Source organism: Pseudomonas fluorescens, assembly GCF_001307155.1.
Lineage (GTDB): Bacteria > Pseudomonadota > Gammaproteobacteria > Pseudomonadales > Pseudomonadaceae > Aquipseudomonas > Aquipseudomonas helvetica.
In genome coordinates this window covers 6,355,597-6,381,066 of the sequence record NZ_CP012830.1, presented here as the reverse complement: position 1 = coordinate 6,381,066, position 25,470 = coordinate 6,355,597, and the positions used below count along the sequence as shown (strand labels likewise).

The 25,470-nt window shown below is 57.1% G+C and carries 25 protein-coding genes; 10 read left to right on the top strand and 15 right to left on the bottom strand.

The features are described from left to right. Nucleotides 1-183 precede the first annotated feature (183 nt). Nucleotides 184-624 carry a CBS domain-containing protein gene (locus tag AO353_RS29360; protein WP_054598134.1) on the bottom strand — a complete coding sequence of 147 codons (441 nt, stop codon included), beginning with the start codon at nt 622-624 and terminating at the stop codon, nt 184-186. Between the two features lie 213 nt (nt 625-837). Then, nucleotides 838-1,167, bottom strand: coding sequence for a hypothetical protein (locus AO353_RS29355; protein WP_054598133.1), 330 nt, complete (start codon nt 1,165-1,167; stop codon nt 838-840). Nucleotides 1,168-1,770: 603 nt separating this feature from the next. Between AO353_RS29355 and AO353_RS29350 the strand changes: the two genes are divergently transcribed. After that, the gene (locus AO353_RS29350; RefSeq protein WP_162491275.1) at nt 1,771-4,134 is read left to right on the top strand and encodes a DNA polymerase II; all 2,364 of its coding nucleotides are present in this window, start codon (nt 1,771-1,773) and stop codon (nt 4,132-4,134) included. Nucleotides 4,135-4,137: 3 nt separating this feature from the next. Here AO353_RS29350 and AO353_RS29345 read toward each other — a convergent pair whose 3' ends face one another. Next, entirely contained in the window at nt 4,138-4,959 is an 822-nt protein-coding gene (locus tag AO353_RS29345) for an aldo/keto reductase (RefSeq protein WP_054598131.1), read from the bottom strand. 205 nt (nt 4,960-5,164) lie between these two features. Here AO353_RS29345 and AO353_RS29340 point away from each other — a divergent pair, with 205 nt between their 5' ends. Then, nucleotides 5,165-5,380: a TOBE domain-containing protein gene (locus AO353_RS29340; protein ID WP_054598130.1), complete on the top strand. Its 216-nt coding sequence runs from the start codon at nt 5,165-5,167 to the stop codon at nt 5,378-5,380. 257 nt (nt 5,381-5,637) lie between these two features. On the opposite strand, the gene glyA is transcribed toward AO353_RS29340, so the two are convergent. Genes glyA through AO353_RS29330 form a run of 3 tightly spaced genes read right to left on the bottom strand, consistent with a single transcriptional unit; the run spans nt 5,638 to nt 8,260 of the window. Beyond that, the gene (glyA, locus tag AO353_RS29335) at nt 5,638-6,876 is read right to left on the bottom strand and encodes a serine hydroxymethyltransferase (protein ID WP_054598129.1); all 1,239 of its coding nucleotides are present in this window, start codon (nt 6,874-6,876) and stop codon (nt 5,638-5,640) included. A gap of 11 nt (nt 6,877-6,887) precedes the next feature. After that, a complete protein-coding gene (locus AO353_RS31905) occupies nt 6,888-7,010 on the bottom strand; it encodes a hypothetical protein (RefSeq protein WP_256583741.1) in 123 nt (40 codons plus the stop codon). Between the two features lie 44 nt (nt 7,011-7,054). After that, complete coding sequence (locus AO353_RS29330; RefSeq protein ID WP_054598128.1) at nt 7,055-8,260, bottom strand: benzoate/H(+) symporter BenE family transporter; 1,206 nt, start codon at nt 8,258-8,260, stop codon at nt 7,055-7,057. Nucleotides 8,261-8,612: 352 nt separating this feature from the next. Here AO353_RS29330 and AO353_RS29325 point away from each other — a divergent pair, with 352 nt between their 5' ends. Beyond that, a complete protein-coding gene (locus AO353_RS29325; RefSeq protein WP_054598127.1) occupies nt 8,613-10,001 on the top strand; it encodes a PLP-dependent aminotransferase family protein in 1,389 nt (462 codons plus the stop codon). A gap of 187 nt (nt 10,002-10,188) precedes the next feature. Here the strand turns inward: AO353_RS29325 and AO353_RS29320 are convergent, their stop codons facing one another. The 4 genes from AO353_RS29320 to AO353_RS29305 form a co-directional block, all read right to left on the bottom strand. Next, on the bottom strand, nt 10,189-11,088 hold the full coding sequence (locus tag AO353_RS29320; protein ID WP_054598126.1) for an ABC transporter permease subunit: 900 nt from the start codon (nt 11,086-11,088) through the stop codon (nt 10,189-10,191). Continuing rightward, on the bottom strand, nt 11,085-11,966 hold the full coding sequence (locus AO353_RS29315) for an ABC transporter permease subunit (RefSeq protein ID WP_162174759.1): 882 nt from the start codon (nt 11,964-11,966) through the stop codon (nt 11,085-11,087). The genes AO353_RS29320 and AO353_RS29315 overlap by 4 nt, the downstream gene beginning before the upstream one ends. A 29-nt stretch (nt 11,967-11,995) precedes the next feature. Further along, entirely contained in the window at nt 11,996-13,138 is a 1,143-nt protein-coding gene (locus AO353_RS29310; RefSeq protein WP_054598125.1) for an ABC transporter ATP-binding protein, read from the bottom strand. 334 nt (nt 13,139-13,472) lie between these two features. Then, nucleotides 13,473-14,234 (bottom strand): gamma-glutamyl-gamma-aminobutyrate hydrolase family protein, encoded by a 762-nt coding sequence (locus AO353_RS29305; RefSeq protein WP_054598124.1) that lies wholly within the window; start codon nt 14,232-14,234, stop codon nt 13,473-13,475. Nucleotides 14,235-14,515: 281 nt separating this feature from the next. On the opposite strand from AO353_RS29305, the gene AO353_RS29300 reads away from it, so the two are divergent. The 5 genes from AO353_RS29300 to AO353_RS31445 all read left to right on the top strand — a co-directional run bounded on the left by AO353_RS29300 (nt 14,516) and on the right by AO353_RS31445 (nt 20,196). Further along, a complete protein-coding gene (locus AO353_RS29300) occupies nt 14,516-15,892 on the top strand; it encodes a glutamine synthetase family protein (RefSeq protein ID WP_054598123.1) in 1,377 nt (458 codons plus the stop codon). Nucleotides 15,893-16,098: 206 nt separating this feature from the next. Continuing rightward, nucleotides 16,099-17,589 carry an aldehyde dehydrogenase gene (locus AO353_RS29295; RefSeq protein ID WP_054598122.1) on the top strand — a complete coding sequence of 497 codons (1,491 nt, stop codon included), beginning with the start codon at nt 16,099-16,101 and terminating at the stop codon, nt 17,587-17,589. Between the two features lie 52 nt (nt 17,590-17,641). Continuing rightward, complete coding sequence (locus tag AO353_RS29290) at nt 17,642-18,925, top strand: NAD(P)/FAD-dependent oxidoreductase (RefSeq protein ID WP_054598389.1); 1,284 nt, start codon at nt 17,642-17,644, stop codon at nt 18,923-18,925. 205 nt (nt 18,926-19,130) lie between these two features. Continuing rightward, complete coding sequence (locus tag AO353_RS29285) at nt 19,131-19,679, top strand: cupin domain-containing protein (RefSeq protein WP_054598121.1); 549 nt, start codon at nt 19,131-19,133, stop codon at nt 19,677-19,679. 37 nt (nt 19,680-19,716) lie between these two features. Beyond that, nucleotides 19,717-20,196: a hypothetical protein gene (locus AO353_RS31445; RefSeq protein WP_054598120.1), complete on the top strand. Its 480-nt coding sequence runs from the start codon at nt 19,717-19,719 to the stop codon at nt 20,194-20,196. A 15-nt stretch (nt 20,197-20,211) separates the two neighbouring features. On the opposite strand, the gene AO353_RS29275 is transcribed toward AO353_RS31445, so the two are convergent. Continuing rightward, nucleotides 20,212-20,916: a DUF4225 domain-containing protein gene (locus AO353_RS29275; protein ID WP_054598119.1), complete on the bottom strand. Its 705-nt coding sequence runs from the start codon at nt 20,914-20,916 to the stop codon at nt 20,212-20,214. Then, nucleotides 20,909-21,409, bottom strand: coding sequence for an Hcp family type VI secretion system effector (locus tag AO353_RS29270; protein ID WP_054598118.1), 501 nt, complete (start codon nt 21,407-21,409; stop codon nt 20,909-20,911). Before AO353_RS29270 ends, AO353_RS29275 begins: the two co-directional genes overlap by 8 nt. Nucleotides 21,410-21,901: 492 nt before the next feature. On the opposite strand from AO353_RS29270, the gene AO353_RS29265 reads away from it, so the two are divergent. After that, a complete protein-coding gene (locus AO353_RS29265) occupies nt 21,902-22,369 on the top strand; it encodes a GNAT family N-acetyltransferase (RefSeq protein ID WP_054598117.1) in 468 nt (155 codons plus the stop codon). Nucleotides 22,370-22,466: 97 nt separating this feature from the next. Here AO353_RS29265 and AO353_RS29260 read toward each other — a convergent pair whose 3' ends face one another. Beyond that, the gene (locus tag AO353_RS29260; protein WP_054598116.1) at nt 22,467-22,988 is read right to left on the bottom strand and encodes a hypothetical protein; all 522 of its coding nucleotides are present in this window, start codon (nt 22,986-22,988) and stop codon (nt 22,467-22,469) included. A gap of 209 nt (nt 22,989-23,197) precedes the next feature. Continuing rightward, nucleotides 23,198-24,139 carry a LysR family transcriptional regulator gene (locus AO353_RS29255; RefSeq protein WP_054598388.1) on the bottom strand — a complete coding sequence of 314 codons (942 nt, stop codon included), beginning with the start codon at nt 24,137-24,139 and terminating at the stop codon, nt 23,198-23,200. Between the two features lie 131 nt (nt 24,140-24,270). Between AO353_RS29255 and AO353_RS29250 the strand changes: the two genes are divergently transcribed. After that, complete coding sequence (locus AO353_RS29250) at nt 24,271-24,543, top strand: DUF2798 domain-containing protein (protein ID WP_054598115.1); 273 nt, start codon at nt 24,271-24,273, stop codon at nt 24,541-24,543. Between the two features lie 275 nt (nt 24,544-24,818). Here the strand turns inward: AO353_RS29250 and AO353_RS29245 are convergent, their stop codons facing one another. Next, entirely contained in the window at nt 24,819-25,349 is a 531-nt protein-coding gene (locus tag AO353_RS29245; RefSeq protein WP_054598114.1) for a nuclear transport factor 2 family protein, read from the bottom strand. Nucleotides 25,350-25,470: the final 121 nt, after the last annotated feature.

Below are 25,470 nucleotides of genomic sequence, written 5' to 3'. Positions count from 1 at the left end.
TCGGAAGCTACAGGCCGTTAAATGAATATAGAAGCCCCTCGCGATAGAGCAAATCCAATGTACGAGACTGAGGCAAGACGGGGTGGCAAGCGCTGGTAGCTTGTGGCTGTCACAACCAACAACTGCGAGTTCTTGAGGACCGAGAGCGCGCAGTCAGTGGTTTGGGTTGATGGGCGAGAGAAGTTATTCGCCGCGGATGTACTGCTCCAGTTGCTGGATCAGCTCGGCCTGCTCGGCAATGGCTTCCTTGACGAGGTCGCCGATGGACAGCAAACCCAGCAGTTGACCGTTTTCCACCACCGGCAAATGACGCAGGTGCTTGTCGGTCATGATATTCATGCAGGTTTGCACGGATTGATGGGAGTCCACCGTGATCACTGGCGAGTTCATAATGTCGCTGACGGGCGTGCCGACCGAAGAGCGACCTTTGAGCACCAGTTTGCGCGCATAGTCGCGCTCACTGATCACGCCAACTATTCGACCGTCTTTGAGTACCGGCAATGCGCCGACGTTTTTTGCGGCCATGACCATCAGGGCTTCGAGCACCATCTGATGCGAGTTGATGGTATGAACCTGCTGGTTCTGTTCGGCCTTTAACTTGAGCAGTTGCGCGACGGTCTTCATGAGGGCCTCTCCGGTGTTGTATTTATCAGGCGTCGCCAAGCGCGTTGACGCTTATACAGAATCATAGACGCAGGCCAACAGAGCAAGAGGGCAAAGCGGCATTCAGGGGTTCTAAAAGCGTCATCGAAGGGAGTTTGCGCTATCAGCAGTGCGGTTTCGCTCTTGGCAGTCGCTGATAGCCCGGACGGGCTATCAGCGTCGTGGCGCGCTCGCTTAGCAGTAGCGATCGATCACGCACACACCGGACTGACCCTGTGCACTCTTCCACGCCTGATTCAGCGTCTCAAGAACACGCGCGACAAAGTCTTTGTCGGCGGCAGCTTTCTTGCCAACATAACCCTGGCCGCGACGGTACATCTTCAATCGGGCACGCAAGTCATGCTTGTTCTTTTCGAACTCATCTTCATGGGCGTGGGGCGACAGGCAGTCGATATGCACCTGGCCAGACTCGGCAATCCACAGGATATGGCTGTCATGGCTGTCTTTGTGTGCTGCGAACATCCGAGCCAGTTCATCAATAGTCGGTTGATTGTTCAGATTCATTTGTAAGCCCCTTGACCAGTGTTTGATCTGTCTAGTTGGTTCGCTAATTCACTTCTCTGCATCGGTAAGTTGATATCTGGTACCGAAACCAGGGCGACAGTGGGTGTCTGCCGAATATCGGCAGGGCCTTGAGCAGGATGCATGTAGTCTTGCCGAGAAACTGCTACGCACGTACGGCACAGCGGGGAGAAACAGCGATTACCTGGACGTTGTTACCGACATTATTCAGCTCGGCCACAAGCATCTTGAGGATTGATCGCCAGCGTTTCTCGTCCTTGTACTGGACGCTCATGCTGGGTCAGCTTCATCAATCTGCCTTGTGGGCAGTACACATCCGGGAGCAGCTCGGCGGTCAGTCGAGCTTTTTCACAACACTTTTGCCAATGCTCCCGATCGGGGAGACGTCCGCATCATGCAAGGGGAAAAACAACTCGTCAACGGTTTTGTAGTGAATATTTTAAATCACTACATAAAACGCTATGGCGCCCGCAGGGTCGGCCTAGAGCCTTGTCCTACAATCACTTGCCCGGCAAACGCAAAGGCAGCCGTGAGCACCGATGACGCGTAGAATCACCCTGTGAAATAGTCTTCGAGGTTGCAGTGGTGGATTTACAGCAGGGCTTCGTCTTGACCCGGCATTGGCGCGATACCCCGGCCGGCACGCAAGTCGAGTTCTGGTTGGCGACCGATCAAGGCCCAAGGCTTGTCCGGCTGCCGGTTCAGCCGTCGGTGGCGTTCATTCCCGAGCAGCAGCGCGAGCGGGCCGAGTTGCTGTTGCGCGGCGAGCAGGGTGTCGAGCTTCGCCCGCTGGGGTTGCAGGATTTTCAGCATCGGCCGGTGTTCGGGCTGTATTGCCAGCAGCACCGCCAGTTGATGCACCTCGATACGCTGTTGCGCAGGGCCGGTGTCGATGTGTTTGAGGCGGATATTCGTCCGCCGGAACGCTACCTGATGGAGCGCTTCATCACCGCGCCGGTATCGTTCACGGGAACGGCGGACGACTCAGGCACACTGCTCGACGCTCATCTCAAGCCTGCGCCTGGCTATCGCCCACGGCTGAAGCTGGTTTCGCTGGATATCGAAACCACCGAGCAGGGCGAGCTGTATTCGATTGCACTGGAAGGCTGTGGTCAGCGTCAGGTCTACATGCTCGGGGCGCCAAATGGCGATGACTCGTTGGTGGACTTTGCGCTTGAGTACTGCGACTCACGAACCCTGTTGCTGAAAAAACTCAACGAGTGGTTTGCGCTCCACGACCCCGATGCAATCATCGGCTGGAACCTGGTGCAATTCGACCTGCGCGTGCTGCACGAGCATGCCCGGCGGCTGGCCGTACCGTTGCGCCTGGGGCGCGGTGGCGAGGAGATGCAGTGGCGCGAACACGGTTCGGGCAACAATCACTTCTTTGCCGCAGCGGCAGGCCGACTGATCATCGATGGCATCGAGTCACTGCGCTCGGCGACCTGGAGTTTCCCCTCGTTCAGTCTGGAGAACGTCGCGCAGACGCTGCTCGGCGAAGGTAAGTCGATCGACAATCCGTACCAGCGCATGGACGAAATCAACCGCATGTTCGCCGAGGACAAGCCCGCGCTGGCGCGCTACAACCTCAAGGATTGCGAGCTGGTCACGCGGATATTCCACAAGACCGAACTGCTGACCTTCTTGCTCGAGCGCGCCAGCGTCACCGGTTTACCGGCCGATCGCAGCGGCGGTTCGGTTGCCGCGTTCACTCACCTCTACATGCCGTTGATGCACCGTCAGGGCTTTGTCGCGCCGAACCTCGGCGAGCGTCCTCCGCAGGCCAGTCCCGGCGGGTTTGTCATGGACTCGCAACCGGGGTTGTACGAATCGGTGTTGGTGCTCGACTACAAGAGCCTGTACCCGTCGATCATCCGGACCTTTTTGATCGACCCGGTGGGGCTGGTGGAGGGCTTGCGCCACCCCGACGACAGCGAGTCGGTGCCGGGTTTCCGTGGTGCACGTTTCTCGCGGACGCGGCACTGCCTGCCAGCGATTGTCGCCCGTGTATCGCAAGGCCGGGAAGTTGCCAAGCGCGAGCACAATGCACCGCTTTCCCAGGCGCTGAAAATCATCATGAACGCCTTCTATGGCGTGCTCGGCTCCAGTGGCTGCCGGTTTTTCGATACGCGCCTGGCGTCATCGATCACCTTGCGCGGGCACGAGATCATGCTCAGGACTCGTCAGCTGATCGAGGCGCAAGGGCACGTGGTGATTTATGGCGACACCGACTCGACTTTCGTCTGGCTGCGGCGTGCTCATGGTCAGGAAGAGGCGGCGCAGATCGGCCGGTCTCTGGTCGAATACGTCAACCAATGGTGGCGCGAGCATTTGCTGCAGGAGTTCGGTTTGCACAGCGTGCTCGAACTGCAATTCGAAACGCACTTTCGACGGTTTCTGATGCCGACCATTCGCGGCGCAGAAGAGGGCAGCAAGAAGCGCTATGCCGGGCTGGTGACGCGCGCCGACGGCACTGACGAAATGGTCTACAAAGGCCTGGAAACCGTGCGCACCGACTGGTCGCCGCTGGCCCGGCAATTTCAGCAGGAGCTCTACCTGCGGATCTTTCACCGTCGGCCTTATCAGGATTACGTTCGCGAGTTTGTCCGGGCGACGCTGGCCGGTGAGCATGATGACTTGCTGATCTACCGCAAGCGTCTGCGCCGGCCATTGGACGACTATCAACGCAACGTACCGCCCCATGTGCGGGCCGCACGCCTGGCCGACGAATACAACGATCGACTGGGCCGGCCACTGCAGTATCAGCGCGGCGGCTGGATCAGTTACATGATCACGGTGGCGGGACCCGAACCGCTGGAAACCCGCAGCGCGCCGATTGACTACGACCATTACGTCAGCCGCCAGCTGCAGCCGGTGGCCGACGCGATACTGCCGTTTGTCGATGATGATTTCAGCACGCTGATTGGCGGGCAATTGGGCTTGTTCTAAGCCTCAGACCATCGCCAGCGGATGTTTGCGAGTGGGCGCGCCAAACGCTCGATCCAATGCCTGAAGATCTTCATCATCGAGCTTCAGTTCGCCGGCGGCAGCGTTCAACCGCACGTGTTCTGGGTGTACCGCTTTTGGGATGGCAATCACGCCGTCCTGACGCAGAATCCAGGCCAGTGACACCTGGGCCGCAGTGACGTTATGGCGTGCGGCGATCTGCTTCAGTGCCGGCTCGACCAGGAGGCCCCCGGCCTGGGCAATCGGACAATATGCCATTAACGGCATGCGCTGTTGCTGGCACCAGGGCAGCAGGTCGAATTCGATGCCGCGCTCCTCAAGGTTGTAGAGCACCTGATTGGTCGCGCAGGTTCCAGGGCCCAGTTCATGCAGGTCCGCCAGATCGAAATTGGACACGCCCCAACGGCCAATCTTGCCGTCGTCGCGCAGGCGTTCGAACGCATCGACGGTCTCTGCGAGCGGGAACTGGCCGCGCCAGTGCAGCAAATACAGATCGATGTAGTCGGTTCCCAAACGGCGCAAGCTGCGTTCGCAGGCCAGAGGAATACCGCGTTGGCTGGCGTTGTGCGGGTAGACCTTGCTGACCAGAAACACCTGATCGCGAACACCGGTAATGGCTTTGCCAACCACTTCCTCTGCGCCGCCCTCGGCATACATTTCTGCGGTGTCGATCAAGGTCATTCCCAGCTCGATGCCGGTGCGCAATGCAGCGATTTCACGGGTTCGTTGTTGCGGATCTTCACCCATGCGCCAAGTGCCCTGACCAATGACAGGGACGGGCACCCCAGCCAGTTCAAGTGTACGCATCACAACCTCCAGACGAGACTTGATGAATAGAAATTGGGCCGCAGCGAAGCCAAGAGGTTCTATCGCACACTCGACGCCTTCCATTGCATATATTTAAAAGGAATAAATATCTAGTTATTTATTCCTTTGTTCTTTGTTCAATCAAGTGCATTTTAAGGCCATGCACAGCCGTGCTCATGTAGCCATTTCGACAGGAAGCCTAGCCATGACCATCAAAGCAATCAACGTCCGCAATCAGTTCAAAGGCATCGTCAAGGAAATCCTGGAAGGGCCGGTGGTCTCTGAAGTCGATGTACAAACCGCTTCCGGGATTGTCACTTCGGTGATTACCACGCGTTCGATTCGCGATCTCGAGTTGGTGGTGGGCAGCGAGGTCATCGCGTTCGTCAAATCCACCGAGGTCTCGATCGCCAAGCTCTGACGCGGGGGCGGCAGCTTCGAGTTCAGCGTCACGCTCCCCCACAGAACTCTCAAAAGCCCCCACATTTGTTCTCTGTACTCAGATACTCGTGAAACTATTGTAAGCATCCGGCCAAGTCATCTACCTGCACCAAACGCCAATAGCGATAAAGGCAATGACGTCCACTTATTTCTAAGCGGACGTCATTGCCCTCATTGGAGCGCCAAATGCGCCATTCGGTTTTTAAAGTCTCCCTATTCGGTCTACTCTTCCAGCAATCAACTCAGCAGATACACCGGAAAACACTCACACAAGTGCATCACCCTGCGCCGGATGTTATCCAGCAGCGCCGCGTTGTTCGGTTGTTCCAGCAGGTCGGCGATCAGGTTCGCCACTTCAGCGCACTCAGCCTCGCCAAAGCCCCGGGTCGTCAGTGCTGGCGTGCCAATGCGGATGCCGCTGGTGATTGCCGGTTTCTGCGGGTCGTCGGGAATCGCGTTTTTGTTTAGCGTGATGTGGGCGCTTTCCAGCAGCGCTTCGGCATCTTTGCCGGTGATGTTCATCGAGCGCAGATCGAGCAGGAACATGTGGCAGTCGGTGCCACCGGACACCACGCGCAAACCACGACGGGTCAGGATGTCGGCCATGGTCCGGGCGTTGTTGATCACCCGTTGCTGGTAATGCTTGAACCCATCGCCAAGGGCTTCGTTGAACGCCACTGCCTTGGCCGCGATGACGTGCATCAGCGGCCCACCTTGGTAAACCGGGAAAATCGTCTTGTCCAGCAGCGCAGCGTATTGCGCTTTGGCCAGGATCAGACCGCCGCGCGGACCACGCAAGGTTTTGTGCGTGGTGGATGTGATGAAGTCGGCGATGCCGACCGGTGACGGGTATACGTCCGCCGCAATCAGCCCCGCGTAGTGCGCCATGTCGACCATCAGGTAAGCGCCGATTTCATCGCAGATATTGCGAAAGCGCTGGAAATCAATGGTTCGGGAATACGCCGAGGCCCCGGCAATGATCATCTTCGGCCGGTGCTCCCGGGCCAGCGCTTCCATTGCGGCGTAGTCGAGGGTCTCCGTTTCCTTCTCCAGTCCATAGGAAAATGCCTTGTAGAACTTGCCGGAAAAATTCACTGACGCGCCATGGGTCAAGTGCCCGCCATGAGCCAGGGACATCCCCAAAATCGTGTCGCCGGGTTCGAGCACTGCCAGAAACACTGCTTGGTTGGCTTGGGACCCGGAATGCGGTTGGACGTTGACGTATTCACAATTGAACAGTTTGCGGGCGCGCTCGATGGCCAGGTTTTCAATCTCGTCGACGACCTTGCAGCCGCCGTAGTAGCGCTTACCCGGATAGCCTTCGGCATATTTGTTGGTGAGCACCGAACCCTGTGCCTGGAGCACTTCTTCGCTGACATAGTTTTCTGAGGCGATCAGCTCCAGGTGGGTTTCCTGGCGGTTGCGTTCGCGGTCGATCAAGCGGGCAATGGTGGGGTCGAAATTCTGCAGGCTCATGGTGTGATTCCTTAGGTAAGCGCTTCGGCCAGCGGTGCCAGCGCGTGATGCGGCTGCATCCGTGATTGGCCTTTGGTCGAGTCAGATAGAAAAATGGAGGTGTCTTTCAGGCCGCTGCCGGTGATCAGGATCACGCTGGCGATGCCACCACCGACCACAATGAAGTCGTAGCGAGCGGTTATGGTCGGCTGCCCTCGGCGATGACGGCGGCTTTGCTTTCCCGGGTGTAAGTCAGTACGAAGTGCGCCGCGAGACCGAAGATCAAACCCCAGAAAGCGGCGGCCAAACCGAGGAAACTCATGCCCGAGGCGGTGACCAGGAAGGTGATCAGCGCCGCTTCACGTTGCTTCTCGTCCGCCATGGCGCCGGTCAACCCGGCGCTGATTGCACCGAACAAGGCCAGGCCGGCGAGGGAGGCAATCAACTCTTTAGGCAGGGCGGAAAACACCGAGGCCAGGGTCGCGCCAAAGGTGCCCATCAGAATGTAGAACACCCCGCAGGCAATCCCGGCGACGTAGCGTTTGTCACGGTCTTCGTGGGCTTCGCGGCCGGTGCAGATCGCCGCCGTAATCGCTGCCAGGTTAAAACCATGGGAGCCGAACGGGGCCATCAGAATCGAGCCAATCGCGGTGACCGAAATGATCGAGCGCGCCGGGGTGTTGTAGCCCGAAGTGCGCAACACCGCCATGCCGGGGACATGCTGGCCGGTCAGGGTCACTAGAGCCAGTGGCAGACCGATGTTGATGATTGCGTGCCAGCTCCACTCGGGGGCGATGAAGACCGGGTGGGCCACGGCGATGGTGATCGAGCTGCTGTTGAGTTCACCGAACGAGGCGGCCACGGCGCAACCGATAATCAGCACCGAGAGAATCGCGTAGCGTGGCGAAAAGCGTTTGAAGATCAGATAGGTCGCGATCATCGACAGCACCAACGCCGGTTGCAGCTTGATCGAGGTGAACAGCTCTGCGCCGAAGCGAAACAGAATACCCGCGAGCATGGCGGCAGCGATGGCTTTGGGCAGGCGACTCATCAGTTTGTCGAACGCACCGGACAAACCGACCACGGCGATGATTACCGACGCCACGACATAGGCACCGATGGCCTGGGGCAGGGTAACGGTGGGCAACATCGATACCAGCAATGCCGCACCCGGCGTCGACCACGCGGTGATTACCGGAATCCGCAGGCGCCAGCTCAGGAACAGGCCGGTAATGCCGCTGCCGATGGAAATGGCCCAGATCCACGAAGACACCACGTCGTTGGGCAGATGGGCTTCCTTGGCTGCCTGAAACACGATGATCAAAGGGCCGGCATAGGAAATGATCACCGCGATGAAGCCCGCAATGACCGCTGACAGGGATAGATCCTTTTTGAGTGTGTCCATGATGTCTCGATTTGGCGCGGCAGAGTCGCGCAGTGATCAGGTGGGGAGGATTGAGTCGATTGATTCGATTCTAGATGAGTGTATTTGATTAAATTGAGTTGATTCAATGGGTGGTGAGACTGTTATGAGATGTTTTCTTGCTATCAGTGCCTGTTTTTTGGTCGAATGTTGTTTAATTGATTGATTTGTAAGGATATTAATACTCTAAAAAATATCTTCAGGTTGCGATGCATACCGATTCAATTGTTGAGTAAATCGACTCAATTTGCTGATTGAGTCGATTGATTAGTTGCCTAACCTCCATGTGATATGCTCGGATATTCATCATTTCTACGATGGGCAGTGAACATTCATGTGGGTTCCCCAGCTAAGCGAGTTCAGCCAGCCGATGTATTTGTCGATTGCCGATGCGTTGGCGCGCGATATCAGCAGCGGCGTGCTGAGCGAAGGTGATCGTCTGCCGACCCTGCGGGAGCTGGCCACCACCTTGAATGTCACGCCGGGCACCATCAGTCGGGCCTACAGCGAAGCCCATCGACGTCGTCTGGTGCAGGGGGAAGTGGGGCGGGGCACGTATGTGCTCAATCAAAAGCAACTGGAACTGCCAGCCGGCAACAGCGCCGCGTCGCTGAACCTGGGGCAATCCGAATTACTCGATCTGTCGATCATCAAGCCCAGCAGCGAAACCCTGGAATACTGGTTGCGCGGTGCGTTGGTGGGCATGGCCAAGAGCACCGACTTCGCCCGTACCCTGGATTACGCGCCGGACGGCGGTCACCCGGCTCATCGCGAAGCGGGTGCGCAGTGGTTGCGCCATTCGTTGCCCGATGCGCAATGGCAGCAAGTGGTGATCACCGCCGGTGCCCAGCATGGCTTGATGGTCGCGATGAGCGCCCTGACCAACGCCGGTGACCTGGTTCTCTGCGAAGAACTTTGCTACCCCGGCATCATTTCCCTGGCTCATGGTCTTGAGCGCCGCCTGCGTGGCGTGCCGATGGACGATGAAGGGATCATTCCCGAAGCGCTGCGCGAACTGTGCCTGCGCGAGAGGCCAGCGATGCTGGTTTGCGTCGCGACCTGCCAGAACCCGACGGCGGCGATCATGTCGCAAAAACGCCGAGCACAAATTGCGGCACTGGCCGAAGAGTTCGACTTCATCATCCTGGACGATGACATCTACGGCTTCCTCGCCACCGATCCGTCGATCAAGCCGTTGTCGGCGTTTGCGCCGGATCGTTCGGTGTACCTGACCAGCCTGTCGAAATCGGTGATGCCGGCGCTACGCATCGGCTATCTCTATAGCCCGCCCAAATTGCTGTCGCGCCTGACCTCGATGGTGCGCAGCAGCGTCTGGATGCCGTCGCCGCTGACCGCGCAATTGGCCAGCAATGTGATTACCGAAGGCCTCGACAAAAACCTGATCCGCATCCAGCGCAACGAAGCCGCCGGGCGGCAAGCGATTGCCCAGGAAATATTTGCCAATTTCGAGCTCAAGACCCAGCCGTATTCCTACCACGTCTGGTTGACGCTGCCCGAGCCGTGGACCAGCGACGAGTTCGCCATGCTGGCTCGGACTCACGGAGTGCTGGTGCTCAGTGGCACGCAATTTCAGGCCGAACGTTCCGGGATTACCCGCTGCGTGCGGGTGGTGCTGATGTCGCCCACCAGCCAGGACGAATTGCGCTTCGCCCTGACCAAGCTGACCAGCCTGATCGATTCCGACCCGCGACGTTACTACTGAGATCACGAGGGCGGCCTGGAAGCAAAAAGGGCGCCCGAGGGCGCCCAAAATCACCTTAACCGAGGAGCCAGGTGAGGCCGTTCGTGTAACTGCGGCGGTGGTAAGGCGCTGCGTGAACGGAATTGCGTGACACGCCCGAGGGCGCACCGTTATCTATTCAGTGCTGTCGCGGTGAAACGCGACGGCGTTAAGCCGTCGCATCGATCTGTTGGGTAGCAGGTCGTTGTGAAGCCGGTTGCTTCCAGGATTCGCTGGCGGTCTGATCCATGGCTTCCTGGATCGCACGCTTGCGAGTGGCTTCGGCCTTGCGGCTGAAGTACCAGACCATGAAGGTCACGATCGATACCGCCAGCAGAATCAGGCTGGCCACGGCGTTGATCTCGGGTTTCACGCCCAGACGCACAGCCGAGAACACTTCCATCGGCAGGGTGGTCGAACCCGGCCCGGAGACGAAGCTCGCCAGCACCAGATCGTCCAGCGACAGGGCGAACGACATCATGCCGCCTGCTGCCAGCGACGGCGCGATCATTGGAATGGTGATCAGGAAGAACACCTTCAATGGCCGGGCACCGAGGTCCATCGCGGCCTCTTCGATGGACAGGTCCAGCTCACGCAAGCGCGCCGATACGACCACCGCCACATACGCGGCGCAGAACGTGGTGTGGGCGATCCAGATGGTGACGATGCCACGTTCCTGCGGCCAGCCGATCATCTGCGCCATGGCCACGAACAGCAGCAACAACGACAGGCCGGTGATCACTTCTGGCATCACCAATGGCGCAGTGACCAGGCCGCCGAACAGCGTGCGGCCCTTGAAGCGGGTGACGCGGGTCAGCACGAAAGCCGCCAGCGTCCCCAGCGCAACCGCCGCAATCGAGGTGTAGCAGGCAATTTCCAGCGAGCGCACTACCGAGCCCATCAGTTGAGTGTTGTCCAGCAGGCCGACATACCACTTCACCGACCAGCCGCCCCAGACCGTCACCAGCTTCGAGGCGTTGAACGAGTAGATCACCAGGATCAGCATCGGCATGTAGATGAACAGCAGGCCGAGCACCAGCATCATTCTTGAAAATCCGAAACGGTTCATGCCCGTCCCTCCATCTCTTTGGCTTGGCTACGGTTGAACAGGATGATCGGCACAATCAGGATCGCCAGCATCACCACCGCCAACGCGGACGCCACCGGCCAGTCACGGTTGTTGAAGAACTCCTGCCACAGCACGCGACCAATCATCAGGGTTTCCGGGCCGCCGAGCAGCTCCGGAATCACGAACTCACCGACCACCGGAATGAACACCAGCATGCAGCCTGCGATGATGCCGTTCCTGGCCAGCGGGACGGTGATTTTCCAGAAGTTGTTGAAGTTGCTTGAACCCAGGTCCGATGCGGCTTCCAGCAGACTGCCGTCATGCTTGACGAGGTTGGCGTACAGCGGCAGCACCATGAACGGCAGGTACGCATACACCACGCCGATATAGACCGCGGTGTTGGTGTTGAGGATTTCGATCGGCTCTGAAATCAGCCCGGTCCAGAGCAAGAAGGCATTGAGCAAACCGTTGTTGCTGAGGATGCCCATCCACGCATACACGCGGATCAGGATCGCCGTCCAGGTCGGCATCATGATCAGCAGCAGCAAGACGTTCTGCGCTTCCTTGCTGGCCTTGGAAATGGCGTAGGCCATCGGGAAACCGATCACCAGGCACATCGCCGTGCTGAGGGCGGCCATTTTCAAGGAGCCCAGATAAGCCGAGATGTACAGCTCATCGTCGCCGAGCATGGCGTAGTTGCCGAGGTTCAACAGCAGCTGGAATTTCTGCTCAGCGAAGCTGTAGATCTCGGAGTAGGGTGGAATGGCCAGGGCTGCTTCAGAAAAACTGATCTTCATCACCAGGAAAAACGGCAGCATGAAGAACAGGCACAGCCACAGGAATGGAATACCGATCACGACTTTACGGCCGCTCGGCAAAAACCGCTGAAACTGCTGAGTGAGAGTGTTCATGCGCGCAGTACCACGCCGCTGTCGTCTTCCCACCAGACGTAGACCTGATCGTCCCATGTCGGGCGTGTGCCGCGGCGTTCGGCGTTGGCCATGAACGACTGCACGATCTTGCCGCCAGGCAGCTCGACGTAAAACACCGAGTGTCCGCCGAGGTAAGCGATGTCGTGAACCTTGCCCTGGGACCAGTTGTAACGGGTATCGGGTTTGAGGGTGCTGACCAGCATTTTTTCCGGGCGGATGGCGTAGGTGATCGACTTGTCCTGCACCGACGTACTCACGCCGTGACCGACGTAGATCTTCTGTTCGAGGTCCGGGCTGTGAATGATCGCGTGACCTTCCAGGTCTTCCACTACGGTGCCGTCGAAGGCGTTCACGTTGCCGATGAATTCGCAGACCATGCGGCTGACCGGCGCTTCATAAATGTCGACCGGACTACCGATCTGCGCGATCCAGCCCAGGTGCATGATCGCGATGCGTTGGGCCATGGTCATGGCCTCTTCTTGGTCGTGAGTCACCATCACGCAGGTCACGCCGACGCGTTCGATGATTTCCACCAATTCGAGTTGCATCTGCGAACGCAGCTTTTTGTCCAGCGCGCCCATCGGCTCGTCGAGCAGTAGCAGTTTCGGGCGCTTGGCCAGCGAACGAGCCAGTGCCACACGCTGACGCTGACCACCGGAGAGTTGATGCGGCTTGCGCTTGGCGTACTGGGTCATGTGCACCAGCTTGAGCATTTCTTCGACGCGGGCTTCGATTTCACTGGCGGGCAGACGGTCCTGCTTCAGACCGAAGGCAATGTTCTGCGCCACGGTCATGTGCGGGAACAGCGCGTAGGACTGGAACATCATGTTGATTGGCCGCTCGTACGGCGGCATATCGGTGATGTCCACGCCATCGAGGTAGATCCGCCCTTCGGTCGGTCGCTCAAAGCCTGCCAGCATGCGCAGGAGTGTCGATTTGCCGGAACCCGAACCGCCCAGCATGGCGAAGATTTCGCCTTGGTGGATGTCCAGGGACACATCGTCTACGGCAATGGTTTCGTCAAATTTCTTGGTTACGCGGTCGACTCTCACCAGAACCTTTTTCGGTTGCTGATTACCTTCTAGAGCCTTCCTGTAAATGCTGGAGGCGTTTGCCATGTGAAACTCCCAACAGGTGTCAGTCGTCGGGCCAATACGGCCTGACTTAATAGTTGATTGCGAACCCGCACCGGGTACGGCCCTTGTAGGAGCCGAGCTTGCTCGCGATGGCGGCCTGCCAGTCAGCGTTGATGTCGACTGTCAGGGCCTCATCGCGAGCAAGCTCGGCTCCTACAAGGGTTACCCGTGTCGGTCGGGCTAATTCGGCGCCGCCGTCCTGGCTGCCTGGTCGTACTTGTTGTTATTGCGGTGTGTCGTTTTCGTGAGTCACGGATGCGCAAGGGCGCGCCCGCCCGACTCACGTGGGCAGTAAATGGATTAATCGAGTGTTCAGTCAGCGCGTATTACGCAGCGCCGCCCGTTGCCGACATGCGTCGCCAAACGCCTGGAAAATACTCAAGTAGGGAGGGTTGGCCAGGACCTGCCATTCCGGGTGCCATTGCACGCCGAGGGCGAAGGCCTTGCTGTGCTCTACGGAAATCGCTTCGATCAGGCCATCGGGAGCGATGGCTTCGGCGCGCAGGCCGGGGGCCAGTCGGTCGATGCCTTGGCTGTGAATCGAATTGACCTGGAACACCGGCGGCAATTCCAGCGCTTGGAACACACCGCCCGGTTGCACGCTGACCGCATGAGCCGGTGCGTACTGCACCGCCAGGTCCGGATGATCTGCTTCCCGGTGATCAAGCATGCCGGGCAATTCGTGGACCTTCTGATGCAAGCTGCCACCGAACGCCACGTTCATTTCCTGAAAGCCGCGACAAATACCGAGTACCGGAACACCGGCGGCAATCGCTGCACGCAATAAGGGAAGGGTGGTGCTGTCCCGGGCAGGATCGTGATCCGTGCCGGGTGCGCTGGCGGGGCCTTGATAGTGGAAGGGCTCCACATTCGACGGCGAACCGGTCAGCAACAAGCCGTCGAGATGCGCGAGCAGCTCATCAATCTCGGTTAGTTCGCCTAAGGAAGGAATGACCACCGGCAGCCCCAGAGCCGCGACGCTGACAGCACGCAAGTACTTGTCGCCGCTAACGTGGTAGGGGTGCAGGCCAATCTGTTTGACGCACGCAGTAACGCCGATCAATGGCTTGAGTGCCATTTTTATCACCTCGAAGTTTCACACTTGAACGAGCTTTTCCGGAGCTTAGCCTCGTTGATTTTAATTAACAACTCTCATGTAAAAAATTCTAAACGCAAAAACGGTCGGGAATCCGGGCTGGCGCGGGTTTTAGGCGCTAAAGAGGCCGATGAGTGGCTGAGTCGGCCAATAAATTCAACGTTAAAGGCGCTTCGTTCGCTATTGACTTCACTTTGCCTTTCGGATTGACTGGGCTCGTGAAAGTGCGGTGAACATAATAATTAACAGCTAATAGGTGCATCATGTCGGTCCCTCTGCGTGCCGTTCAACTCAACGAAGCAAACGCATTCCTTAAGAAATATCCTGAGGTTTTGTACGTCGACCTTCTGATTGCGGATATGAACGGTGTGGTGCGCGGCAAGCGCATCGAGCGCACCAGTCTTCATAAGGTTTACGAAAAAGGCATCAATCTGCCGGCGTCACTGTTCGCTCTGGACATCAATGGTTCCACGGTGGAAAGCACCGGCCTGGGCCTGGACATCGGCGACTCCGACCGAATCTGCTACCCGATTCCCGGCACCCTGAGCATCGAGCCTTGGCAGAAGCGCCCCACCGCGCAACTGTTGATGACCATGCACGAACTCGAAGGCGAGCCGTTCTTTGCCGACCCGCGTGAAGTGCTGGCCAATGTGGTGCGCAAGTTCGACGAGATGGGCCTGACCATCTGCGCCGCGTTCGAACTCGAGTTCTACCTGATCGACCAGGACAACGTGAACGGACGTCCGCAGTCGCCACGCTCACCGGTTTCCGGCAAGCGTCCGATGTCGACCCAGGTGTACCTGATCGACGACCTCGACGAATACGTCGACTGCCTGCAAGACATCCTTGAAGGCGCGAAAGAGCAGGGCATCCCGGCTGACGCCATCGTCAAGGAAAGCGCCCCGGCGCAGTTCGAAGTGAACCTGCACCACGTCTCCGACCCGATCAAGGCTTGCGATTACGCGGTGTTGCTCAAGCGTCTGGTGAAGAACATCGCCTACGACCATGAAATGGACACCACCTTCATGGCCAAGCCGTATCCAGGCCAGGCGGGCAACGGTCTGCACGTGCACATTTCGATTCTCGACAAAGAAGGCAACAACATCTTTGCCAGCGAGGATCCCGAGCAGAACGCCGCACTACGTCACGCAATCGGCGGTGTGCTCGAGACCCTGCCGGCGCAGATGGCCTTTCTCTGCCCGAACGTCAACTCGTACCGTCGTTTCGGCGCCCAGTTCTACGTGCCGAACTCGCCAAGCTGGGGCATCGACAACCGCACCGTTGCGGTCCGTGTACCCACCGGTTCTGCAGACGCCGTGCGGATCGAGCACCGGGTGGCCGGCGCTGACGCCAACCCGTACCTGCTGATGGCCTCGGTGCTTGCCGGTATTCACCATGGCCTGACCAACGAAATCGAGCCGGGCCCACCGGTCGAAGGCAACAGCTACGAGCAGAACGAACAGAGCCTGCCGAATAACCTGCGCGATGCACTTCGCGAACTGGACGACAGCGAAGTCATGGCCAGGTACATCGACCCGCTGTACATCGACGTGTTTGTGGCGTGCAAGGAAAGCGAGCTGGCCGAGTTCGAGAACTCCATCTCGGACCTTGAGTACAACTGGTATCTGCATACGGTCTGACGGCCAAACACCCGTCGGCTAAGGATGAGGGGGTGTACACAAAACATGTGTGCACCGCGAATCCCCTGTAGGAGCTGAGCTTGCTCGCGATAGCGGTGGATCAGTCGCCATCAATATTGAATGTGATGGCCTCATCGCGAGCAAGCTTTGCTCCTACAAGGCAATCGGTCCGACGATCACCTATTCCTCCGCGTTGAGTCACTTCAATGGCAATTACTCGCAGCGGCTGGGAGCAACACTTCCAGTCCTTAACAATCGAAGGTCGGGCATTCATTGACGGCCACTACTGCTCGGCACTCAGTCGCGACACCTTTGAATGCGTGAGCCCGGTGGACGGCCGCTTCCTGGCGAACGTCGCCAGTACCGACGAAGCCGACGCGAATGCGGCGGTGCAGGTTGCGCGCCGGGCGTTCGACTCCGGTGTCTGGGCCAAGCTGGCCCCGGCAGAACGCAAGCGCATCCTGATTCGTTTCGCCGATCTGATTCTGGCGAACCAGGAAGAACTGGCGCTGCTGGAAACCCTCGACATGGGCAAGCCGATCAGCGACTCCATGGCCATCGACATTCCAGCGACCGCCAACGCGATCCGCTGGAGCGCCGAGGCGATCGACAAGATCTACGACGAAGTTGCAGCGACGCCGCACGATCAGTTGGGCTTGGTCACTCGTGAACCGTCGGGCGTAGTCGCGGCCATCGTGCCGTGGAACTTCCCGTTGATCATGGCCAGCTGGAAGTTCGCACCGGCCCTCGCGGCGGGTAACTCGTTCATCCTCAAGCCTTCGGAAAAGTCGCCACTGACGGCAATCCGCATCGCTCAACTGGCGCTCGACGCGGGCATCCCGAAAGGTGTGTTCAACGTGCTGCCGGGCTTCGGTCACACCGTCGGCAAGGCGCTGGCGCTGCACATGGACGTCGACGTGCTGGCCTTCACCGGCTCGACGGCGATTGCCAAGCAACTGCTGATATACGCCGGGCAAAGCAACATGAAACGCGTCTGGCTGGAAGCCGGCGGCAAAAGCCCGAACGTGGTGTTTGCCGACGCCCCGGATCTGCGCGCGGCAGCTACAGCTGCGGCCAGTGCGATTGCCTTCAACCAGGGTGAAGTCTGCACCGCCGGTTCGCGTTTGCTGGTGGAACGTTCGATTCGCGAGCAGTTCATCCCGCTGCTGGTGGAAGCACTGCAAGCCTGGAAACCGGGGCATGCCCTCGATCCGGAAACCACCGTCGGTGCGGTCGTCGATCAACGCCAACTGGACAACGTGCTGCGCTACATCAGCATCGGCAAAGAGCAGGGCGCCCAACTGATTGCGGGCGGTAATCGCGCCCTTGAAGACACCGGCGGCCTGTACGTGGAACCGGCGATTTTCGACGGCGTGACCAACGCCATGACCATCGCCCGGGAAGAGATCTTCGGCCCGGTGCTGTCGCTGATCACCTTCGACACCGCCGAGGAAGCGCTGGCGATTGCCAACGACAGCATCTTCGGTCTGGCCGCCGGCGTCTGGACCAGCAACCTGAGCAAGGCGCACACCTTCGCTCGCGGCTTGCGCGCCGGCAGCGTCTGGGTCAACCAGTACGACGGCGGCGACATGACCGCGCCGTTCGGCGGGTTCAAGCAGTCGGGTAACGGTCGGGACAAATCGCTGCATGCGTTCGATAAATACACCGAACTCAAAGCGACCTGGATCAAGCTCTAACACTTCTACAGCGGCGGTCGCAGGCAAGTGCCTGCGGCCGTTCGGGAACTCAATCATGCAAAAACATGTAAACAGCTACTACGCCGCAACCCGCAACGAGACCATCGATTTTCCGGTGCTCGAAGAGCTGGTCGAGTGCGATGTCTGCGTCATCGGCGCGGGCTACACTGGTTTGTCGTCGGCCCTGTTCCTCAGTGAAGCGGGCTACAGCGTCACCGTGCTCGAAGCCGCCAAGGTCGGCTACGGCGCCAGCGGTCGCAACGGCGGTCAACTGGTCAACTCCTACAGCCGCGACGTCGATGTCATCGAAGAGCGTTACGGCGACAAGACTGCCGAAGTGCTGGGCAGCATGATCTTTGAGGGCGCGGACATCATCCGTTCGCGCATCAAGCAGTACGACATCAAGTGCGACTACAAGCCCGGCGGCATTTTCGCAGCGCTGAACAAGAAGCAGCTCAAAGGCCTGGCCGAGCAGAAAAGCAGCTGGGAGCGCTACGGCAACAAGAACCTGAGGATGCTCGACGCGGCCGAGATCAAGCGCGAAGTCGGTTGCGACAACTACGTCGGCGGCCTGCTGGACATGCAGGGCGGCCACATCCACCCGCTGAACCTGGCCCTCGGTGAAGCCGCGGCCATCATCGGCCTGGGCGGCAAGATCTACGAGCAATCAGCAGCGGTGGAAATCACCTACGGCGAGCCGATCACAGTGCGCACTGCCAAAGGCGTGGTGCGGGCCAAATACCTGCTGATCGCCGGTAACGCCTACTTGCCTCAGGACCTCGACAACCGCGTCACCCGCAAGAGCATGCCCTGCGGTTCGCAAATCGTCGTCACCGAGCCCTTGTCGGCCAAAGTCGCCAAGAGCCTGATCAGCAACAACTACTGCGTCGAAGACTGCAACTACCTGCTTGATTACTACCGCCTGACCGCCGACAACCGTCTGCTGTACGGTGGCGGCGTGGTCTACGGCGCCCGCGAACCGGACGACATCGAGCAACTGATCCGCCCGAAAATCCTCAAGACTTTTCCGCAATTGAAGGACGTGAAGATCGACTACCGCTGGACCGGCAACTTCCTGCTGACCATGTCACGCATGCCGCAATTCGGTCGCATCGAGAAAAACGCCTACTACATGCAGGGCTACAGCGGCCACGGCGTCACCTGCTCGCACCTGGCTGGCAAACTGATCTCGGAAATGATCCGCGGCGACGCCGAACGCTTCGACGCGTTCGCCTCCCTGCCGCACATGCCCATGTTCGGCGGCCGCACCTTCCAGGCCCCGCTCACCGCCATGGGCGCCGCGTACTACGCACTGCGTGACCGTTTCGGTATCTAGGTTGCACCTCGCCGGCGGCCACCGCAAAATGGGGCCGCCGGCTTTTTTATCAGCCGTTTATCGAACCTGCTGAGCAACACCAGCAAACGTGATTTAATAGCCGCCTTTCACGGTTCCGGGACAGGGGAACGGCGTGATACGCGGCCACCGCGCCCACCCGTCACCCACCCCCATTACCCTTAAGTCGTTCTCACATAAGGCTGTCATGGATACGGGTTCTCGACTCAAATTAGTACGCGAAAGCTACAAACTGTCCCAGCGCGAGCTGGCCCGGCGTAGCGGCGTCACCAATGCCACCATCTCCCTGATCGAACAGAATCGAGTCAGTCCTTCTGTCAGCTCCCTGAAAAAGCTCCTCGAAAGCATCCCCATGTCTTTGGCGGACTTCTTCACCTTCGATCAACCGCCCCAAGAGCACAAATACGTCTTCCGCGCCAACGAGCAGCCCGACCTGGGCCGTGATGGCCTGCGTCTTTTGCTGATCGGCGCGTCGGTGCCGAGTCGGCAGATGCGTCTGTTGCGCGAGCAATACGCACCGGGTGCCAGTTCTGGCGAAGAGCCGATTGTGCATGTGGAAGGGGAGGAGTGTGGGCTCGTTACCCGTGGCACGGTTGAGCTGACCGTGGATGGGCAGATTAGTGTGTTGAATGCCGGGGATGGGTATTACTTTCCGACCACACTACCGCACCGGTTTCGGAATATTGGGGCGGATGAGGCGGAGATCATTAGTGCGAATACGCCGGCGAATTTTTAATTAAGCAGATGATTCAGCGCTTTCAATGATCTGATGCATGGCTATAATGTTTTCAAATATTGTAGCCGTGATGGATCATGTATTTATGAATTTTAGCAATGCTCGCTATTATATTTGGATAGGCTCGCTTATCTTCGGCTCGGCAGGGCTGTATACGCTAATAATTGTTGGTGGGGTAAAGCAAGTAGTGCCTTTGGAGGGTGTCTATTTGCGCGGAGCCTACATTGCTATATATGTAGTTATTAGCTTTTTTGGCTTGCGTTTTTATATTCCTAGACTGCGTAATGTGTGGCTTGGCGGGATGATGGATGAGAAGTATATTAGTTTGCGTGGTTCTTGGATTGGCATGGTCATTGGAGCCATAACTGGGACCATGATTTTTATGCCGCAGGTGAAAAAAATTGAGTTTTTAGAGGGTTCGCCTTATTTGCTGGTTGCAGCAGTTGTGTTCCTTGTTTTTATGTTGATCTTGGTCTTCTTGAGTTTTTATGCTGGGCGGTCGCGGCGTAGGCGATGATTGAGTTTTTCGCACTCATGGTTGCTTATTTTCAGTTGTTACGTTGCTCTCGTTTATCATTGTTTTGATTGTCATGGCGTCGACTAACGCTTCGAAAGCCAAAGCGAGCCTCCCCATTTGTTTGTAGGCTATTTCATAGTTGATAGGGTCGTGGTTGAATAACTGCATCGAGCCGGGCTTTCGAACAAGCTTTGATAAGCCGTTTATAGATAAGTACACGTCCATGGAGTAGTAGGCCATATTACCCTCGTAAATGCTTCCAAGCCGGTCCTGATAAAACTCTCGAACAGGCCCTACCACCCCGGGTGCGCCAGGGCCATTGTAGATATTGCCTGCGCCTTCATAGATGTTATTGAATCCATGCGCGATTAAAGGTATTCCGGGTACTACGGCCAAACCTCTTGTGCTCCCTAAAATGCTGGCGCCAGCCTCCATCTGCATGGCTCCCGCCACCATCCCCGCGCCGTTTTGAGCATAAAAAAGCACCTTGGACGATAACTCGGCATACTCCTCTCTGATTTCTTGTAATCCCTCCCGTGCGCTGATGATACCTTCATCAACCGCTTGGATAATTTCATCAGCATAAGAAGAAACAATCGAGCTAAATTGAAGCTGAAAAAAACTATCGTACAGCTGCGTAGCACCGATAGAACACCCGAACGCAACAAGATCGGACGCAGCTTTGGTCACGTCGTGAATGTCACAGATGTCATCACTCATCCTCGTTTCCCCAAGTACTATAAGCACACGTGCCCGCCTGAATGTGCGTCCAACTGATATCGCGATAACGAATGGATACTAATTCTTGCGGTTGGGCATCGCTCCTATATGTGGAGTGAGGTACTTGAAGGGTGATGTGGGCAATTTTCGCCCCCGTGAGTCGTATTGAGTAATATTTATCCTGGCCGCCCGCGGGTGATGTTCGATAAAAATGGATAGTGCACTCCACCTCTTCTCGCTCATGAAGCGCACTGGCCAACAGTGGCGATGATTTATCAATGTTCTTGGTAATCATGATAGGCAGGTGCTTGCCGCGACCGCCTGAACCTCCACCGTCATTACCCGTAATCATGTTGTGCGAGTAAGCCAAAATCATGATTTCGTCTTCATGATCAGTTTGACATTTATTACCGATGGAGCTTAGACCGGAACACCCGGCGGAAATCAAACCTTGGCGTTTGCCGGTAATGCTCATGTAACCGTGATTGGCCATAGGTGTCACTCCTTTTAGTCAGCTGAACACTCTGTTCCGAGCGTAACAGTTGCTCTATCGGGGAAGTTTTGGTTCTTGTTGTTGTGGCTAGGTGGGCTGAGAAGATTCAGAATTTTCGTACAGCAAAACGAGAAATCTGGAGATGAAGATGCCTACATGCACATAGGGGGTGTACTTGTTTAGTCATGTGTTCTTCAGCAAGTTAAAGGGACAGGTGACAGTGGCTGCTTTCTTACCCGAACGTTTTCAAACCACCTGAGCCGGACGCGGAAGTTTCGTAACTCCGCTCCGAGATTGACAAGCCGGATCACCCCAAACACTATCAACCCATGACTTACACACGCCGCATGAACATGATGTGCTCCTCCATGACCGCCTTTGGCGGGCCGTGAGGTCATGCGTTCGTAGGATTTGACGTAATTACCCAAGGCCCCGCCAGAAATGGACGGGGCTTTTTAGTTCTCCGTCCACCGACGGCTAACGGAGAATGAAATGTTCGAGATCAGACGCGCTACGCCAAGCGATTCCCAAACAGCCTTCGACATTCGGCTTCAAGCGATACGGCACCAATGCATCGGCGCTTATACCGCGGAGCAAATGCTGGCCTGGACGGCAGGATCAGCCGAGGACGGGTACAGCGACCTCATGGAAAAACACTTTTATCTGGGCTGTGTTCAAGGAGAGCCGGTGGCGACGGGAATGCTTGATCTGGAGAACGGCGAAATCGGCGCGATCTTTGTGCTCCCGGGTTTTATGCAGCAAGGCATCGGCATGAAAGTCCTGAACCACCTGGAATGCTTGGCACGGGATCTTGGGCTGAAAGCAGTCAATCTGGACGCTACGTTGAACGCTGCTGCCTTTTACCGGCGCTGCGGTTTTGTGGGTGACGAACCTGCTATTTACCATTCGCCCTCTGGGCTTCAGTTAGCTTGTGTTCCTATGGTGAAGGGGCTTTTGTAGAGAACAAAAGGGGGCGCCCATTAGTCGTGACTCGAGGCCGGTTAATGGATGTCCCCCTTTTGTTTTTTTGCTGCTCCCCTTGGCGGGATCAGCGCAATCAATGAGTCGGCAGCTGCAACCGGTCCAGAGCACAGCCGTTGGCTTTTGGCGAAGACTGCCTGGCCTGAAGGAGTCGGGCCCCAGAATCCAAATCAAAGATGCTGACTTGGCAGGTGCCGAAATCATTAGGGCCGTCGGCGATGCCGCCCTTGATCACATAGTGGGCACCTGGGATGAACTCACTGACGAAATCGATTTTGCAGGTGCGGTTGCCGCTGGCCCAGCCCTGCAGCACTAAGTGGATCGGTTTGGCCGCCTCAATGGCGCGGAAGCCTTCGGGTTTCGATGTCTCTCCACTGACCGAGAACAGTTCCCGACCAGGCGTCACCGCCACCGACCTGCCGAACTTACAGGCCATGGTCGGCGCTTCGGTAAGACTCAGGCCGTTGTGGCGGTTGATCATGGCGTCCATCTCGCTGCGAATCTGCGCTTGAGGGGCGTTTGCTGGAGGCACGTATTGTGGGGTCTGTGAGCAACCCGCCATCAGCAGCAGAAGCGAGCCCAGGTAAAGCGGTTTCATGATTGTCTCTGTCCGTTTCAGTTTGAGGTGGGGCACTTTAAAAATGGATCTGTCACCGGTTGTCCCCAACCGCCTAGTTGATTGGAGGCGATTGAGATAGCCATAGATGTCGATCTTCAGCGGAATTGCGCAATGGTCAGCAGGCCGGTCTGTGTCAGTGGGAATAGCGCCGCTCGGCCATTAGATTTATGAAGGCGGTGAACACGGTGTCAGGACGCAGCTAAGGTATTGTTCATCGGCCAGCGCATTTCTAGATATTCAGTCAAATAATTCATAAAAGCTTTGACCTTGGGTGTGATGGCAGCACGTTCTTGGACGCATGCATAAATATCGAGCGGTTCAGCGTAGGCATAAGTTGAAGCGTGGCGATGTTCAAACAGAGGAACGAGTTGGCCACTCTGGATATAGGGTGCCGCCACGAACTCTGCCAAGCGGGTAATTCCCGCGCCGTGGATAGCCATTTGGGCTAGAGCGTCAATATCGTCACTGATTGCGGTCGCATTAAGGGTAGCGTCGTAACGTTGCCCATCCCGGATAAAACCCCAACGTAGAAAGCGTCCATCCAGCGGGTAGCGAAAGGCTAGGCAGGCGTGCTGTTGGAGTTCTTCAGGGGTGCGTGGCCAGCCGACTCGTTCCAAATAGGTGGGTGCCGCGCAGATGATAAAAGGGACCGAAACGATCTTGCGAGCGACGATCCCCTCTTCTAGTTGTGGTTTGATCCGCAGGCTCAGATCAATGCCTTCTTGAATATGATTAATTTTGCGATCTGTGGTTGAGAGTTCAACTGTCAGGCGTGGGTAACGGGTAGCGAAACCGGCGATCAGTGATGCCAACACATGCCGCCCGAAAGCCGAGGTAGAAGCGATGCACAGTCGCCCTTGGAGTTGAGTCTGCTCGCTGGTGATCGCACTTTGCGCCGATTCGAGATCACGCGCTATGCGCTTCACTTTTTCGTAGTACACCGTGCCATTCTCGGTTAACACCATGCTACGTGTGGTGCGCTGGAGAAGGCGCGTGCCTAGATGGGTTTCCAAGCGATTTATGGTCTGGCTAACGGCTGCGGCACTGACGCCCAGGGTTTTGGCAGCGCCCACAATGGAGCCCGCTTCAACCACCTTGATAAAGCTATCAATCGCACCTAACAGGTTCATCTTTAGCCCAATGGGAAAAATCATTCATAAGATTTTCTTTATAAAGTAATTACCGTTAATCGTCTAGTTGCTGATTTTTGATCTTGTTATGGTACTCGTTACCTATCAATGGAAGATCAAAAAGGTCTGATATGAATCCCCAAGCATCCTCTAAAGCTCTATTTTTCAACCGGCGCAAGCTCTCGGCTCGCACGACTCACTATATTTTTGCACTGTATATGGCCACCATCATGGCGCTCTTGATGTCACTCGTGATCACTGCAGCAAACTCCGGCATTGAGACTGATTATCTAAGTAATACGCTGCACGCCTATAAATTGGCTATGCCCGTTGCATTCCTGTGCATACTGGTCGTTCGCCCCATTGTGCTCAAACTGGTGTCTTTAACTGTACACCCACATTAAGAGCGGCCTCTCAGCGGCCCAAATGGTGAGGCATTGTGGACCGCCATATCGGGTTGACTGTTGCCGGTCGTCACAGGCCGGAGTCGTTACGTTCGACCTGATGTGAGGTCGGGTATGCCGATAAGGCAACTACGCACGATGCGGCGAGGGATCGTGCGGGCCGCCTGAAAGCTGCGCTGGAAAACCGAGGTGTTCATCCAGAGGCACTGAGCTGCTGCCGCATCGGCGGGCCTCCATCTAATCACGTTAGTTGTGCTGGCTGGATGTCTCAATATTCAGGTATTAAGGTATTCAACGATTTGATCAATGTTGCTGATATGCGGCGCTGTATCAATCATATCGCTGGAGAGACACCACGGATAATTGAGGCTCTGCAGCCAATTCATTACTGACTCCAAGTCCTGTGCTGTGCAGGCTTGCATGTGTTCGATCGTGATGCGTAGATGCGATGCAAGCCCTGATGTTTGCAGGAACCGCCAGTGATATTCTCCGCAGCCTACGCGCAGTTCGCCAGTTTCTTTAACCGACATCCCCACCAACCATTTGCAGGTATGTGCGGTGGCCTCTGTCTTTGGTGGCTTGCCGAGGCAGAAAGTATAAACGTTCTCATAACACTGGCCAAAGCGGCGCACTAATATGTCCGCGATGCCTGCCCGGCCGTTGACATGGGGGGGAAATGAAATGACGCCTGTACGCACAACCATCTCAAGGGTTGCGTCGGGAGTGAAGCATTGCCGCAGGAGGTCTGGTCGGTTTCCGTCCTTGGCAAGGATGTATTTCTCAATCGAACGAGCGGTGGTCGGCATCTTGGAGACGTCCTGAAAGTCGATGAAGTTAATGTGGGTAATTGCTTTCCGGGGTCACGCCTTCACGTTCTAAAGTCGATGAACGTGAAAGGCGAAACTTGAAGAAAACTTAACGTGTTCG

What these genes read in the sequence shown, in the direction of transcription:
- AO353_RS29330 (WP_054598128.1), bottom strand. Translation starts at nt 8,260, where the DNA reads ATGGACACACTCAAAAAGGATCTATCCCTGTCAGCGGTCATTGCGGGC.
- AO353_RS29275 (WP_054598119.1), bottom strand. Translation starts at nt 20,916, where the DNA reads ATGAGTGATGACATCTGTGACATTCACGACGTGACCAAAGCTGCGTCC.
- AO353_RS29360 (WP_054598134.1), bottom strand. Translation starts at nt 624, where the DNA reads ATGAAGACCGTCGCGCAACTGCTCAAGTTAAAGGCCGAACAGAACCAG.
- AO353_RS31445 (WP_054598120.1), top strand. Translation starts at nt 19,717, where the DNA reads ATGGCTATAATGTTTTCAAATATTGTAGCCGTGATGGATCATGTATTT.
- AO353_RS29300 (WP_054598123.1), top strand. Translation starts at nt 14,516, where the DNA reads ATGTCGGTCCCTCTGCGTGCCGTTCAACTCAACGAAGCAAACGCATTC.
- AO353_RS29325 (WP_054598127.1), top strand. Translation starts at nt 8,613, where the DNA reads ATGTGGGTTCCCCAGCTAAGCGAGTTCAGCCAGCCGATGTATTTGTCG.
- AO353_RS29345 (WP_054598131.1), bottom strand. Translation starts at nt 4,959, where the DNA reads ATGCGTACACTTGAACTGGCTGGGGTGCCCGTCCCTGTCATTGGTCAG.
- AO353_RS29355 (WP_054598133.1), bottom strand. Translation starts at nt 1,167, where the DNA reads ATGAATCTGAACAATCAACCGACTATTGATGAACTGGCTCGGATGTTC.
- AO353_RS29320 (WP_054598126.1), bottom strand. Translation starts at nt 11,088, where the DNA reads ATGAACCGTTTCGGATTTTCAAGAATGATGCTGGTGCTCGGCCTGCTG.
- AO353_RS29255 (WP_054598388.1), bottom strand. Translation starts at nt 24,139, where the DNA reads ATGAACCTGTTAGGTGCGATTGATAGCTTTATCAAGGTGGTTGAAGCG.
- AO353_RS29265 (WP_054598117.1), top strand. Translation starts at nt 21,902, where the DNA reads ATGTTCGAGATCAGACGCGCTACGCCAAGCGATTCCCAAACAGCCTTC.
- AO353_RS29245 (WP_054598114.1), bottom strand. Translation starts at nt 25,349, where the DNA reads ATGCCGACCACCGCTCGTTCGATTGAGAAATACATCCTTGCCAAGGAC.
- AO353_RS29285 (WP_054598121.1), top strand. Translation starts at nt 19,131, where the DNA reads ATGGATACGGGTTCTCGACTCAAATTAGTACGCGAAAGCTACAAACTG.
- AO353_RS29305 (WP_054598124.1), bottom strand. Translation starts at nt 14,234, where the DNA reads ATGGCACTCAAGCCATTGATCGGCGTTACTGCGTGCGTCAAACAGATT.
- AO353_RS29250 (WP_054598115.1), top strand. Translation starts at nt 24,271, where the DNA reads ATGAATCCCCAAGCATCCTCTAAAGCTCTATTTTTCAACCGGCGCAAG.
- AO353_RS29310 (WP_054598125.1), bottom strand. Translation starts at nt 13,138, where the DNA reads ATGGCAAACGCCTCCAGCATTTACAGGAAGGCTCTAGAAGGTAATCAG.
- AO353_RS29340 (WP_054598130.1), top strand. Translation starts at nt 5,165, where the DNA reads ATGACCATCAAAGCAATCAACGTCCGCAATCAGTTCAAAGGCATCGTC.
- glyA (WP_054598129.1), bottom strand. Translation starts at nt 6,876, where the DNA reads ATGAGCCTGCAGAATTTCGACCCCACCATTGCCCGCTTGATCGACCGC.
- AO353_RS29260 (WP_054598116.1), bottom strand. Translation starts at nt 22,988, where the DNA reads ATGAAACCGCTTTACCTGGGCTCGCTTCTGCTGCTGATGGCGGGTTGC.
- AO353_RS29270 (WP_054598118.1), bottom strand. Translation starts at nt 21,409, where the DNA reads ATGGCCAATCACGGTTACATGAGCATTACCGGCAAACGCCAAGGTTTG.
- AO353_RS29295 (WP_054598122.1), top strand. Translation starts at nt 16,099, where the DNA reads ATGGCAATTACTCGCAGCGGCTGGGAGCAACACTTCCAGTCCTTAACA.